General features: G+C 49.7%; 12 protein-coding genes. 9 read left to right on the top strand and 3 right to left on the bottom strand.

Annotation, left to right across the window (positions count from 1 at the left end; all coding sequences use genetic code 11):
• The first annotated feature begins 360 nt into the window (after positions 1-360).
• The 7 genes from E7746_RS04020 (at position 361) to rimM (ending at position 5700) form a co-directional block, all read left to right on the top strand.
• A complete protein-coding gene (locus E7746_RS04020) occupies positions 361-951 on the top strand; it encodes a TetR/AcrR family transcriptional regulator (protein WP_168184294.1) in 591 nt (196 codons plus the stop codon).
• A 12-nt stretch (positions 952-963) separates the two neighbouring features.
• On the top strand, positions 964-1908 hold the full coding sequence (locus E7746_RS04015; RefSeq protein ID WP_136409917.1) for a 3-oxoacyl-ACP synthase III family protein: 945 nt from the start codon (positions 964-966) through the stop codon (positions 1906-1908).
• Complete coding sequence (locus tag E7746_RS04010; RefSeq protein ID WP_136409916.1) at positions 1908-2273, top strand: hypothetical protein; 366 nt, start codon at positions 1908-1910, stop codon at positions 2271-2273. The genes E7746_RS04015 and E7746_RS04010 overlap by 1 nt, the downstream gene beginning before the upstream one ends.
• A 78-nt stretch (positions 2274-2351) precedes the next feature.
• A complete protein-coding gene (gene fabG / locus E7746_RS04005) occupies positions 2352-3098 on the top strand; it encodes a 3-oxoacyl-[acyl-carrier-protein] reductase (RefSeq protein WP_136409915.1) in 747 nt (248 codons plus the stop codon).
• Between the two features lie 147 nt (positions 3099-3245).
• Positions 3246-3836, top strand: a complete 591-nt coding sequence (locus E7746_RS04000) for a DUF4290 domain-containing protein (protein WP_123396182.1) — start codon at positions 3246-3248, stop codon at positions 3834-3836.
• 14 nt (positions 3837-3850) lie between these two features.
• Complete coding sequence (gene murA, locus E7746_RS03995; RefSeq protein ID WP_136409914.1) at positions 3851-5161, top strand: UDP-N-acetylglucosamine 1-carboxyvinyltransferase; 1311 nt, start codon at positions 3851-3853, stop codon at positions 5159-5161.
• A gap of 8 nt (positions 5162-5169) precedes the next feature.
• Positions 5170-5700, top strand: coding sequence for a ribosome maturation factor RimM (gene rimM / locus E7746_RS03990; RefSeq protein WP_136409913.1), 531 nt, complete (start codon positions 5170-5172; stop codon positions 5698-5700).
• A gap of 28 nt (positions 5701-5728) precedes the next feature.
• Here the strand turns inward: rimM and E7746_RS03985 are convergent, their stop codons facing one another.
• From E7746_RS03985 to E7746_RS03975, 3 genes are all read right to left on the bottom strand, one after another.
• Positions 5729-6679 carry a glycosyltransferase family 2 protein gene (locus E7746_RS03985; RefSeq protein ID WP_168184293.1) on the bottom strand — a complete coding sequence of 317 codons (951 nt, stop codon included), beginning with the start codon at positions 6677-6679 and terminating at the stop codon, positions 5729-5731.
• Positions 6680-6691: 12 nt separating this feature from the next.
• Positions 6692-8173, bottom strand: coding sequence for a proline--tRNA ligase (proS, locus tag E7746_RS03980; protein WP_136409911.1), 1482 nt, complete (start codon positions 8171-8173; stop codon positions 6692-6694).
• 166 nt (positions 8174-8339) lie between these two features.
• On the bottom strand, positions 8340-10421 hold the full coding sequence (locus tag E7746_RS03975) for a S9 family peptidase (protein ID WP_136409910.1): 2082 nt from the start codon (positions 10419-10421) through the stop codon (positions 8340-8342).
• 203 nt (positions 10422-10624) lie between these two features.
• On the opposite strand from E7746_RS03975, the gene dnaB reads away from it, so the two are divergent.
• Positions 10625-12181, top strand: coding sequence for a replicative DNA helicase (gene dnaB, locus E7746_RS03970; RefSeq protein WP_136409909.1), 1557 nt, complete (start codon positions 10625-10627; stop codon positions 12179-12181).
• Between the two features lie 116 nt (positions 12182-12297).
• Positions 12298-13350: a leucine-rich repeat domain-containing protein gene (locus tag E7746_RS03965; protein WP_136409908.1), complete on the top strand. Its 1053-nt coding sequence runs from the start codon at positions 12298-12300 to the stop codon at positions 13348-13350.
• Positions 13351-13445: the final 95 nt, after the last annotated feature.

Genomic DNA, 13445 nt, shown 5'->3' with positions numbered 1-13445 from the left:
AACGGACAGACCCCTATAAGATATTCACAGCTATTGCATATTTGGTTTACACCGGATGTCAGTGGAAGATGCTGCCCCGATATTTGATGGGACGAAAGTTACCTTCGCCTCGGCCACTCGTTGGCGCTTTTCTTCATCTCTTTCGGTCACGATGGAGCCCCATCGCTCCCTCAAGAGCTAAAGAAAATCACTCAACAATTGACCGCCCTGCCGTTAACATTTATCGTCGAACCGGCTCTAAATAATCGTTGCTATTTTTATATATTTTTACAAAATTCATTAGTTTTAGCTATGAAAATTGCTTGTATGTGACGAAAAATGTTTAATTTCGCACAGTTTATTCTAATTTGTGCAATATTTATGGCAATCAAGACTCGTGAAAAGCTTATTGAAGTAGCAAGACAGCTGTTCGCTCGTAAGGGTATCGAAAATACCACTATGAACGACATTGCCAACGCTTCGGAGAAGGGTCGCCGCACCATCTACACCTATTTCAAGAATAAACGAGAAATCTACAATGCAGTTGTAGAGAAAGAGAGCGAACAACTTGTAACCCGACTGCGCGAAGTGTTGGCAACCGATCTGAAGCCGACCGAAAAACTGATGAGCTACATCGACAAGCGATTTGATATTGTAGTGGAAACCGTTCACCATCATCAGGACAACGCCATGTTGCGCACTCTTTTCATACGCGAAGTAAAGCGCGTCGAACGCATACGCAATCTTGCTGTCGAAAAGGAGATGGAGATGCTCCGTCAGATAATACGCGACGGCTTGAAGACAGGAGAATTTGACCCGGAGAAAGTCGACGGAGTATATTCGACGATGATAATGCTGTTTCAGGGCATAGAGTTGTCGTATATGCGAGCCAACTTCGAGCAAATGGGAGTCGATGCATCGAAACTTCGCAATCAAATCAAGCAATTCATAATAAACGGTATAAAGAAATAAACTCAAACGATTATGTATATAAACGCCACAGGATATTACGTCCCCGAGGGACGCGTCGACAACGACCATTTCCTTGAAGTCAACGGATTAACAAGCGACTGGATATATAAACGCACAGGAATAAAGACTCGCTCCAAAGCCGGAGAAGGCGAAGGACACAACTCGATGGGTCTGGCCGCAATTGCCGATGCCATCAAACATCTGCCCTACGACATAAAGGATGTCGACCTGATAGTATCAGCCTCTTACTCTCCCTACGACACCGTGGCTACCCTCGCCCACATAGCGCAACGCGAATATGGCATAACCAACGCACGCGCAATATATGTATCGGCCGCATGCTCGTCATTTGTCAACGGTCTTGAAATCATCGAAACATACTTCGCAGCCGGAAAGGCGACAAAGGCACTCCTCGTGTGCTCGGAGCACAATACATATTACTCCAATGAAAGCGACCCGAAATCGGGACATCTCTGGGGTGACGCCGCAGTAGCCTACTTCCTGTCGAAGGACAAGACCGCCGACAGCGACATTGCCGTCAAGGAGGTATTCACCCGCGGACTCGGTGACATAGGCAAAGGCCCCGAAGGCGTGGTGCTCCGTCCCAAAGAAGGCGGCATCGAGATGCCCGACGGACGCGACGTATTTGTAAACGCATGTCACCAGATGCTTGTAGCGCTTGAAAATGCCACAGCACCCCACAACCTGACTCCCGCCGATCTCGACTACATCATAACACATCAGGCCAACAAGCGAATCGTGGCACAGGTGGCTCATCAGCTCAACCTGTCGGACGAACACTTTCTCAACAACATCGAGGAGCTCGGCAACACCGGTTCGGCAAGCTGCGCACTTGTATTCGCACAAAACCGCGACAAGTTCAAGAAGGGCGACAAAGTGGGACTCACCGTATTCGGCGGCGGATATTCATGTGGAGCATTCCTTCTTGAAGTGTAATGGCCGACTACATCAAGCGTGAAGTAGAAAAGATTGCGACCGTAATAGGAGCACTCCTCATCAAACTCGGCATAGGCAAAAGCGGCAACACGGTCGAAAATGCATACGACTGCTGCCGCAAGGAGCTGTCGGACGGGCTCGACATCGATCTTGACAGGCTGCTTGTCGACGACAATCCGCTGATGTATCTTACGGCAGTCAAGGGCTTCGGGCCCGAGCATCTGGAGTCGCTGGCACAAGCGCTTCGCGCGACGATGCCAACCGGCTCGGCACGACGCGACACCGAACTCACGCTGCTTATAGGCAAAATACTGAGCTATCTCAGCGACATAGGCTACGTGTCATTCTCGCTCGGGAAGCGATAATTTTGGATATACGACATTATTTCGTTACTTTTGCACCTGATTAGATTAAATATACAATAACCAAAAACTCGATAACAGATGAAATTACTCGAAGGAAAGACAGCACTTATCACAGGTGCCGCACGTGGTATCGGTAAAGCTCTCGCCCTGCGTTTCGCTCAGGAAGGAGCCAACATTGCATTCACCGACCTCGCCATCGATGAAAACGGCAAAGCCACTGAAAAGGAAATCGAAGCTCTCGGCGTAAAAGTAAAGGGTTACGCTTCAAATGCAGCCGATTTCGCCCAGACCAAGGAAGTTGTAGCCGAAGTACACAAGGATTTCGGTTCGATAGATATCCTCGTAAACAACGCAGGTATAACCAAGGACGGCCTCATGATGCGCATGACCGAGGCTCAATGGGACGCCGTGATAGCAGTGAACCTTAAGAGTGCCTTCAACTTCATCAACGCCGTTCTCCCCATAATGATGCGTCAGCGCGGCGGCTCAATAATCAATATGGCATCGGTAGTAGGTGTACACGGAAACGCCGGACAGGCCAACTATGCAGCCTCAAAGGCTGGACTTATCGCCCTCGCCAAGTCGATAGCCCAGGAAGTAGGCTCACGCGGCATACGCGCCAACGCCATAGCTCCCGGATTTATCGAAACCGCCATGACTGCCGCCCTACCCGATGACATTCGTGCCGAATGGGTTAAGAAAATCCCCTTGCGCCGTGGCGGCCAGGTTGGCGACATCGCCGATGTAGCCGTATTCCTCGCTTCCGACATGTCAAGCTATGTTACCGGTCAGGTAATTCAGGTTGACGGTGGAATGAACATGTAATACACATCGACACAAACGACATACACGGCATCCGCACTGCTCTTTAACGACAGTGCGGATGTCTATTTTTTTAACGCAGTGAACAAAAATAGTTGCCAATTTGCTTATTTTATGGTAACTTTGGACACATTAGCAAAACCGATAGAAATGCTTACATACAATACTCAACTTAAAAAACTCATATTGCCCGAATACGGACGCAACATCCAGCAGATGGTCGACCATTGCCTCACAATCGAGGACAGGGAAGAACGCACCGCATGCGCCTACTCGATTATCAACTCGATGGGCAACCTGTTTCCACAGCTGCGCGATGTCGACGATTTCAAGCACAAGCTGTGGGATCATCTCGCAATAATGAGCGACTTCAAGCTTGACATAGACTATCCGTGCGACATTATACGCCCTGAGAATCTGGAAACTCGTCCCGATCGAATAGACTATCAACTGTCACCGATAAAGATGCGCCATTACGGCAAAAGCATCGAACTGATGATAGCCAAGGCGGCTACGATGGAGGATAACGAGGAGCGTGACGCACTGATAAGGCTTATCGCCAACCACATGAAGAAACTCATGCTCGCCGTGAATCCCGACGGAGTCGACGACGCAAAGATATTCAAGGATCTGGCCATGTACAGCCACGGAGCCATACGCCTTGATCCGGCAACCTATCATCTACATGAATTCAAGGCAGCTCCAGCTCCTACAACTTCCAAGAAGAAAAAGAAAAAATAAAATTCCTTTATACCATGAGTACATTCATTGTCGAAGGCGGACACCGCCTTGATGGAGAAATCACCCCGCAAGGAGCCAAGAACGAAGCGTTGCAGATACTTTGTGCCACCTTGTTGACCCCCGACAAGGTAACAGTCGAGAACATTCCCGATATTCTCGACATAAACAATCTCATATCAATGCTTTGCGAGATGGGAGTGAAAGTCGAGAAGATTTCGCCCAACACCTACTCGTTTCAAGCCTCCGACATAAACCTCGATTACATCACCACGCCCGAATACATCAAGAAATCGGCATCGCTGCGCGGTTCGGTAATGTTTGTGGGTCCCATGGTGGCACGTTTCGGCTATGCCGTACTCCCTAAGCCCGGAGGCGACAAGATAGGCCGCCGACGCCTCGACACCCACTTCATCGGTATAAACAAGCTCGGAGCTGAATTTGAATACAACACCGAGCAACACGCCTACGAAATCAGAGCCAACGAACTCAAAGGCACCTACATGCTTCTCGACGAGGCTTCGGTGACCGGAACAGCCAACATAATCATGGCCGCAGTCCTTGCCAAAGGCACCACGACCATATACAATGCGGCTTGTGAGCCCTATATCCAGCAGCTGTGCCGAATGTTGTGCCGAATGGGTGCAAAGATAGAAGGCATCGGCTCCAATCTGCTGACAATCCATGGCGTGGAATCGCTTCACGGCACAACCCACCGAATACTCCCCGACATGATCGAGATAGGCAGCTTCATAGGCATGGCCGCAATGACGGGAAGTCACATCACACTGAAAAATGTAAGCTACAACGACCTCGGAATAATGCCCGACAGCTTCAAGCGCCTCGGCATCGAACTTCAGGTCAAAGGCGACGACATCGTAATACCTCAACATGACGGATATGAGATTGACACCTTCATGGACGGTTCGATAATGACATTTGCCGACGCCCCGTGGCCCGGACTCTCCCCCGACCTTCTCAGCGTGTTTCTCGTAGTGGCCACCCAGGCTCGAGGCAGCGTGCTCATACACCAGAAAATGTTTGAAAGCCGACTCTTCTTCGTGGACAAGCTCATCGACATGGGAGCCCAAATCATATTGTGCGACCCGCACCGTGCCGCAGTCATAGGTTCGGGACGACTGAACTCGCTAAGAGCCACCAACATGGTTTCGCCCGATATTCGTGCCGGTATCGCAATGCTTATCGCGGCAATGAGCGCACGAGGCACAAGCCACATACATAACATCGACCAGATTGACCGCGGCTATGAAAACATCGACAAGCGATTGAATGCCATAGGCGCAAACATCATGAGAGTTTCCAACTAATCGACAGAATGATAACTTCGGAGCAAATCATCGAAATAGGCAAGTTTGGCAAGCCCCACGGCATAAACGGGGAGATATCGGCATTCATCGACGAGGATGTCGACATTGAGGCCATAAACCGAATAGTGATGGATGTCGACGGTATATACGTGCCGTTTTTCATCGACTCACTACGCCCGAAACGCACTGAAACGGTGCTGATTAAAATTGACGAAATAGATGACGAGCGCCATGCCGCCCGGCTCACCAACCGCATAATATATGCACTGAAAGAGGATGAAGTGAAGGCTGCACCCGACCATGACGATGACGGCTTCTATGCATCGGACCTGATAGGCTATACAATCGTACATGCCAACGGTGAACCCGTGGGAACAATAACCGACATCGAGGACTCGACCGAAAATGCACTGTTTGTCATCAACCGTCCCGACGGACAGCCTGCATACATCCCCATAGCCGATGAGCTTATAGATGAAATAAACCCCGAGGAGCGATACATCGTAATGACGCTCCCCGAGGGTATACTTGATTTATAGAATTAATTTTTGTTTCGCCCGCTCCCGGTCAATCCCAAAGAGCGTCACGCACTGCAAATCGAGGTCTATGCTTGACTTCGATGAATATCTTGCCTATATATTCGCCCACGATTCCTATGCTCATCAATATGATGCTGCCCAGGAACCACACCGACATCATTATAGAGGTCCAGCCCGATATTGTCTTATGTGCGAAGTAAGCCGACAGCACGTACACTGCCACACCTATATCTATAAGGAGCAGTATCAGTCCCACCATGAATATGATGCGTATAGGCTTTGACGAAAACGAGGTTATGCCGTCGATGGAGAAGCTGAGCATTTTGGCAAGCGGGTACTTTGACTCACCCGCCACTCGCTCGTGACGCTCGTAGGTGACCACAGCGGTGTCGAGTCCTATCTGCGGTATTATGCCGCGAAGAAACAAGTTACTCTCGCCGTAATCACTAAGCATGTCGAGCGCCCGGTTGCTCATAAGCCTGTAGTCGGCATGGTCGTAAATCGTGTTCAGCCCCATCATCTTCTGGAAGCTGTAGAATCCGTGTGCCGTAGTGCGCTTGAACCACGTGTCGGACGCACGACTTGAACGCACGCCGTAGACAATCTCCTTTCCTTTGCGGAATTCCTGCACCATCTTTACGATAGCCTCGGGATCGTCCTGCAAATCGGCATCAATCGATATAGCGGCATCGCAGCGGTCACGCACAGCCATCAGTCCGGCAAGCAGCGCGTACTGATGACCGCGATTGTGAGCAAGCGAAATTCCCTTTACTCGCTTGTCGGCTGCATGCAGCTCGGTAATTACATTCCAAGTGCGGTCACAGCTACCGTCATTGCTGCACATTATATAGCTCTCAGGCGATGCGAGCCCGTCGGCGGCCATACGGTCAAGCAACTCGGTGAGTCGTGCCACCGATATGGGCAGCGCCTCCTCCTCGTTGTAACAAGGAATGACAATTGCGATTACGGGAAGTGACATAATAAAAATCTATTAATAGTTACGAGCAAAGATTACGCGCTGTGCCGAAGGCTTTCCGGTAACCATGCACACACCGGGAGTCTTGTCGCCTTCCAGAGGTATGCAACGTATCGTAGCCTTTGTTTCGGCCTTGATCTTCTCCTCGGTTTCAACCGTACCGTCCCAGTGAGCGAGAATAAATCCGCCCTTCTCGATCTCCTTCTTGAACTCTTCGTAAGTGTCGACCTCGCGGGTCATCTCCTCACGATGCTTGAGAGCCTTCTGGTAGATATTGGTCTGTATCTCCTCAAGCAATGCCTGCACGCGGGCTGCTATGCCATCCAGCGGCTCAACCTGCTTCTCGAGAGTGTCACGACGCATCACCTCAACTGTTCCGTTCTCAATGTCACGCGCACCTATTGCAAGACGCACGGGAACACCCTTCAGCTCATAGTCGGCAAACTTGAATCCGGGACGGCGATTTTCAGCGTCATCATACTTGACACTGATGCCGAGAGCGCGAAGTTGCTCGACAATAGGCTCTACAGTCTTGCTTATCTCGGCAAGCTGCTCGGAGTTCTTGTAGATGGGGATTATGACAACCTGAATAGGAGCCAAGTGAGGAGGAAGCACAAGACCGTTATCGTCGGAGTGGGTCATGATCAACGCACCCATAAGTCGAGTGGAAACTCCCCATGAGTTAGCCCATACATATTCGGGCTGATTGTCCTTATTGATGAATGTCACATCGAATGCCTTTGCGAAATTCTGACCGAGGTTATGCGATGTTCCCGACTGCAAAGCCTTGCCATCCTGCATCATGGCCTCGATGGTATAGGTGTTGAGTGCTCCCGCAAAACGTTCGTTAGCCGATTTAACACCCTTGATGACGGGCATTGCCATATACTTTTCAGCAAAATCGGCATAGAGATTAATCATCTGTACGGTACGAGCTTCCGATTCCTCGGCTGTAGCATGGGCACAGTGGCCTTCCTGCCACAAGAACTCGGCTGTGCGGAGGAACATGCGTGTACGCATTTCCCAGCGCATAACGTTGGCCCACTGATTGCAAAGCACGGGCAGGTCACGGTAGCTGTGAATCCAGTTCTTATAAGTTCCCCATATAATGGTTTCGGAAGTGGGACGCACGATAAGCTCCTCTTCAAGACGGGCATCAGGATCCACTACCACGCCGTTACCGTTGGGGTCGTTCTTCAGTCGATAGTGAGTAACGACAGCACACTCCTTGGCGAAACCTTCAACGTGCTCAGCCTCACGGCATAGGAATGATTTGGGAATCAATAGCGGGAAATAGGCATTCTGCACACCGGTTTCCTTAAACATGCGGTCGAGTGTCTGCTGCATTTTTTCCCATATCGCGTAACCATAAGGCTTGATTACCATACATCCGCGCACTGCGCTCTGCTCGGCGAGATCGGCCTTGGTGACAAGTTCGTTATACCATTTTGAATAATCTTCACTGCGTTTGGTGAGGTCCTTTAATTCTTTTGCCATCGTAAAATGAATTTTTACTTATTGGGTTGATTACTTTTATTTAATGTGCAAAATTAGCTAAAAACGCCCATATTTTAGGCATATAGGGCCAAGTTTTTTGAGCAATAAAAAGCGGGACACACCGCCGTTGCGATATGTCCCGCTATATATGTCGGTTTTCAGCTCTTTACTTAGCCTCTTCAACCGCAGCTTCAGGCTTCAGCCAATGGTCGAGCCAACGGAAGAATACACGCTGCCAAAGCACTGCATTCTGGGGCTTCAAAATCCAGTGGTTCTCATCGGGGAATATGAGCATTTCAGCCGGAACACCACGCAGGCGAGCGGCATTGAACGCCATCATGCCCTGCGATGCAAGGATGCGGAAGTCATACTCTCCGTGAGTTATGAGAATAGGAGTATCCCACTTGTCGACAAATTTATGAGGTGAATTGGCAAAGCTGCGCTGTGCAACTGCATTTGACTTGTCCCAGAACGGGCCGCCGAGGTCCCAGTTGGCAAACCACATCTCCTCAGTTTCGAGATACTGTGATTCGGTGTTGAATATACCGGCATGAGCGATAAAGCAGGCAAAGCGCTTGTCATGATTTCCGGCAAGCCAATATACCGAGAATCCGCCATAACTTGCACCGGCGGCACCGATGTGTTCACCGTCGATATAGGGCTTCTCCTTCATGTAGTCGACTGCGCTCAAGTAGTCACGCATATTCTGGCCGCCGTAATCGCCCGATATCTGTGCGTTCCACTCAGTACCGAAGCCGGGAAGTCCGCGACGGTTGGGAGCGATGATGACATAACCGTGCGACGCCATTACGGCAAAGTTCCAACGGTAGCTCCAGAACTGGCTTACGGCCTGCTGGGGACCGCCCTGGCAATAAAGCACTGCGGGATATTTCTTGCTCTCATCGAAGTTGGGAGGCAGGATAACCCATGTGAGCATCTCCTTACCATCGGTCGTTGTCACCATTTCCTGTTTAACGGTAGGCATGGTCACCTGATTGAGGAGCTCCTTGTTGACTTCGGTAAGCTGCGTCACTTCACCGTCCTTAACAGAATATATCTCGTTGGGAGCGATCATAGAGTGATGCATTGTGATGACACGGCCGTCGGATAGAGGTGCTATGCAGTCATAGTCGCAAGTACCTTGAGCTACCACGCTCACTGTGCCGTCAAGTCCTATAGAGAACATGGGCTTAACACCGTCACGGCAAGCGAGGAAATATAAGAAGCGGCTATCGTGAGCCCACGATATGGCATCGACAGTGTAATCCCAATTAGCTGTAAGGTCGGTCTTTTCACCGGTAGCGCAATCCATTACAAAAATGCGGTTTTTGTCGCTTTCATATCCGTCATGCTCCATGCTCAGCCATGCCACATACTTTCCGTCGGGCGAATAGACAGGATTGGTGTCGTAACCCATCATGCCCTCGGTGATGTTCTTGGTAGTCTTCGATTCGAGGTCATAGAGATACAAGTCGGAATTGGTCGACAATGCATACTCCATTCCGGTCTTCTTGCGTGACACATATATAAGCTGCTTGCTGTCGGGCGACCAAGCAAACGACTCGACGCCGCCAAACGGCTTCATGGGAGCCTCGTAAGGCTCATCCTGCATTATGTCGTAGACATTGGTGACGCTGTTTCCGTCAAAGTCGCCGAGGAAGGGATGAGGAATCTCGGTCACCCACTCGTCCCAATGCTTGTACATGAGGTCGTCAATTATTCGACCCGAAGCCTTGGGGAGGTCGGGATATACATCCTGAGCTGTCTTCGTATATTTAACATTGGCAATCATCACCACATGCTTTTCATCGGGTGAGATGAGGAAGCCGTTGACTCCGTTCTCAACATTGCTGACACACTTGCGATTGTTGCCGTCGGCATCCATAACCCACACCTGGTTGACACCGTTATCGGGATAGAGGAATGCAATCTGAGCACCGCCGTTAATCCACACGGCATTGTTTTCCGACTTGGGTGTACGTGTCAGGCGCTTGGCATCGCTGCCGTCGACATTCATTACATAGAGGTCGCGGTTGGAGGCGTTTTCCTCAATGCTTTCGTAGGAAACACCATAAAGGATTTTGGTTTCATCGGGCGACACAACCGGCTCGGTCACTCGTCCTAATGCTTCAAGAGCCTCTACTGAAAAAATACCGTCGGTTATTTTCAAGTCGGGCTTGTCGATAACTTTATCATCGGCTTGTTGAGTCGCACACGATGCGGCCGCAATGAGTAAAGCTGTTGACATAATGACTGGTTTAAAATAATTGTACATATTGTAAAATAATTAATGATGTATTACGGTTTTTAACACACTTTACAAAGGTACAAAATTATTTTAATCCTGATTTAGCAACGATAAGGCCCGTCAGTCATTTAACATATAACAACATTCGATAAGCTAATTTGAACATTTAAAAATCGTACCTTTGCAACATATAATAAATTGACATGCCCGAAAACAATCAATCAAATAGCTCACGACGCCAAAAACCTCAGCACTCATCGCTCTACGACACCGGAGGGCGCATGATGCCGCGTGACAAGGAGGTGGAAGAGGCGGTACTCGGAGCCCTCATGCTGGAAAAGGATGCCTACACAACGGTGTGTGACATCCTGAAACCTGAAAGTTTCTACGAACCGGCCCACCAGCGCATCTACGAAGCCATCCAGAGCCTCGGCGCGGCGCAGAAGCCCATCGACATGCTCACCGTGGTAGAGCAGCTTCGCCTCAACAACACCCTTGACGAAGTTGGCGGCCCCGTAGTCATATCGGAGCTTACCTCACGAGTGGCCTCGGGAGCCCACGTTGAATTTCACGCCCGAATCGTGGCGCAGAAATACCTTGCACGCGAGCTCATAACCTTTGCGTCATCAATCGAGGGGAAAGCATTTGATGAGAGCAACGATGTCGACGACCTGCTTCAGGAAGCCGAAGGAAAGCTGTTTGAGATTTCGCAACGCAATGTAAAGAAAGATGTCACGCAAATCGACCCCGTGATAGGACAGGCCATCGAGCAGATACAGTCGGCGGCCAACCGTACATCGGGACTCAGCGGACTTGAATCGGGCTATCACAAGCTCGACCAGTTGACTTCGGGATGGCAGAACTCCGACCTTATAATCATAGCCGCACGACCGGCTATGGGTAAAACCGCATTCGTGCTCTCGATGGCCAAGAACATGGCGGTCAACTTCAACATTCCGGTGGCCATATTCTCTCTTGAAATGTCCAATCTCCAGTTGGTAAACCGTCTGATAAGCAATGTGTGCGAACTGGAAAGCCAAAAGATAAAGTCGGGACAGCTTACTCCCATCGAATGGGATCAGCTGATGTCACGCGTAAAGCACCTCTACAGCGCACCGATGTACATCGACGACACACCATCACTGTCGATATTCGAGTTACGAACCAAAGCCCGTCGACTCGTAAGAGAGCATCAGGTGAAGTTCATAATCATCGACTACCTGCAGCTGATGAACGCCTCGGGCATGAAGTTTGGCAGCCGCGAGCAGGAGGTGAGTATGATATCACGCTCCTTGAAGCAGCTTGCCAAGGAGTTGAACATTCCCATCGTCGCCTTGTCGCAGCTCAACCGCTCGGTTGAATCACGCCCCGGCAACGAAGGAAAGCGTCCTCAGCTCAGCGACCTCCGAGAGTCGGGAGCGATCGAGCAGGATGCCGACATTGTGTGCTTCATTCACCGTCCCGAGTACTACACCCGCTCCGACCAGGATGCTGCAGGAAACGACATTCGCGGACTTGCCGAATTTATCGTGGCAAAACACCGTTCGGGTTCGGTCGACGACATAAAGCTTAGGTTCAAGGCCCGATTCGCCCGTTTTGAGAACTGGGACGAGGAGGACAACGAGGCACTTTCATCGACAAGCACCGTAGGTTCAAGGCTAAATACATTTGACAGCGACCCCATTGCATCGACAGGCACGCTAAGCGGCGGCGACGCCGACATCATGAGAGGGCCCGAAGATACACCTCCTCCGTTTTAGAGCCGGTTCTTAAAACATTTTTTTCACAATAAGTCGGAGCATTTTAAACTTTTTCTCACAGGCATTGTTTTAGAGGTATAAAAAGAACATTTTATAACTCAACTATTTCAATGTTTATGAAAAAAGCTTTATTAATGATTGCCCTCATGCTAGGTAGCGTGACCGCTTTCGCTCAGAACAAGAACGAGGTGAAACAGCTTCAGGCTTTCTTATCTCAGCCAGCTGAAAAAGGTGGAACAAATGCAACTGCATTAAAGATCACTGACATTAAATCACCGGCAACATGGGAAGGTGTCACCGTAGCTAACGGACGTGTAACCGCTATCGAATGGAAAGACAAGCACCTTGCCGGAACTCTTGACCTGTCGGGCTTCACAGCTCTTACTAAGGTGGATGTATCGCGTAACGCCATTACTTCAATCTCAGTAGCAGGTGACGCAGCTCTCGTAGAACTCAACGCTTCACGCAATAAGCTCTCGACTCTTACGCTTGACGGTAATGCCGCCCTTACAAAGCTTACAGTTTACCGCAATCGTCTGACCGACCTTGATATTGCAGGAACTCCGCTTCTTGAGAACCTGAACTGCTCTAACAACTTGTTTGTCGAATTAAGTGTAGCCAACGCCACCAACCTTAAGACTCTTAACTGTCAGGGTTGCCACATCGAGGCATTGAACGTACAAGGCTGTACCGCTCTTAAGAATCTCTACTGCGGTTACAACAAGCTGACCTCAATCAACCTCTTCGGCGTTGAAAACCTTACCAACTTCAACATCGACGACAACGAAATCTCCAACATGATTATTTCAGGTCTGCCCTCGTTGAGCACCTTCATCTGCAGTGACAACCGTATGGCAACTCTCGCACTCCGCGACTGTAGCGCACTTATCGATGTAGTTTGCTCTTACAACGACTTGACAAGCTTCACCGTTGACAACTGCCCCAACATCCAGTATGTTGACTGCTCTTACAACGACCTTACCAGCTTGACATTGAGCAACCAGACATTCCTGCAGCGTCTTATCTGTAACAACAACCAGTTGACATTGCTTGATGTATCATTTGACCAGGCTCTTACCTACATCAACTGCCGTTACAACTACATTACCGACTTCCGTACAATCGGATGTAGCAGCCTATCGATGGTTGCATGCCAGTGGAACTATTAATGACAGCTTTTTCAAGTCGGCTTGACCGATGACTAAACATTAGAAAGGAGCGTAAGATCGAAAGGTCTTACGCTCCTTTCCTTTATTTGCCCATG

Source organism: Muribaculum gordoncarteri, from assembly GCF_004803695.1.
Taxonomy (GTDB): domain Bacteria; phylum Bacteroidota; class Bacteroidia; order Bacteroidales; family Muribaculaceae; genus Muribaculum; species Muribaculum gordoncarteri.
Note: the sequence above shows the minus strand (reverse complement) of the source record. Positions and strands in the feature narration are given on the sequence as shown.

What these genes read in the sequence shown, in the direction of transcription:
- E7746_RS04020 (WP_168184294.1), top strand. Translation starts at nt 361, where the DNA reads ATGGCAATCAAGACTCGTGAAAAGCTTATTGAAGTAGCAAGACAGCTG.
- E7746_RS04015 (WP_136409917.1), top strand. Translation starts at nt 964, where the DNA reads ATGTATATAAACGCCACAGGATATTACGTCCCCGAGGGACGCGTCGAC.
- E7746_RS04010 (WP_136409916.1), top strand. Translation starts at nt 1,908, where the DNA reads ATGGCCGACTACATCAAGCGTGAAGTAGAAAAGATTGCGACCGTAATA.
- fabG (WP_136409915.1), top strand. Translation starts at nt 2,352, where the DNA reads ATGAAATTACTCGAAGGAAAGACAGCACTTATCACAGGTGCCGCACGT.
- E7746_RS04000 (WP_123396182.1), top strand. Translation starts at nt 3,246, where the DNA reads ATGCTTACATACAATACTCAACTTAAAAAACTCATATTGCCCGAATAC.
- murA (WP_136409914.1), top strand. Translation starts at nt 3,851, where the DNA reads ATGAGTACATTCATTGTCGAAGGCGGACACCGCCTTGATGGAGAAATC.
- rimM (WP_136409913.1), top strand. Translation starts at nt 5,170, where the DNA reads ATGATAACTTCGGAGCAAATCATCGAAATAGGCAAGTTTGGCAAGCCC.
- E7746_RS03985 (WP_168184293.1), bottom strand. Translation starts at nt 6,679, where the DNA reads ATGTCACTTCCCGTAATCGCAATTGTCATTCCTTGTTACAACGAGGAG.
- proS (WP_136409911.1), bottom strand. Translation starts at nt 8,173, where the DNA reads ATGGCAAAAGAATTAAAGGACCTCACCAAACGCAGTGAAGATTATTCA.
- E7746_RS03975 (WP_136409910.1), bottom strand. Translation starts at nt 10,421, where the DNA reads ATGTCAACAGCTTTACTCATTGCGGCCGCATCGTGTGCGACTCAACAA.
- dnaB (WP_136409909.1), top strand. Translation starts at nt 10,625, where the DNA reads ATGCCCGAAAACAATCAATCAAATAGCTCACGACGCCAAAAACCTCAG.
- E7746_RS03965 (WP_136409908.1), top strand. Translation starts at nt 12,298, where the DNA reads ATGAAAAAAGCTTTATTAATGATTGCCCTCATGCTAGGTAGCGTGACC.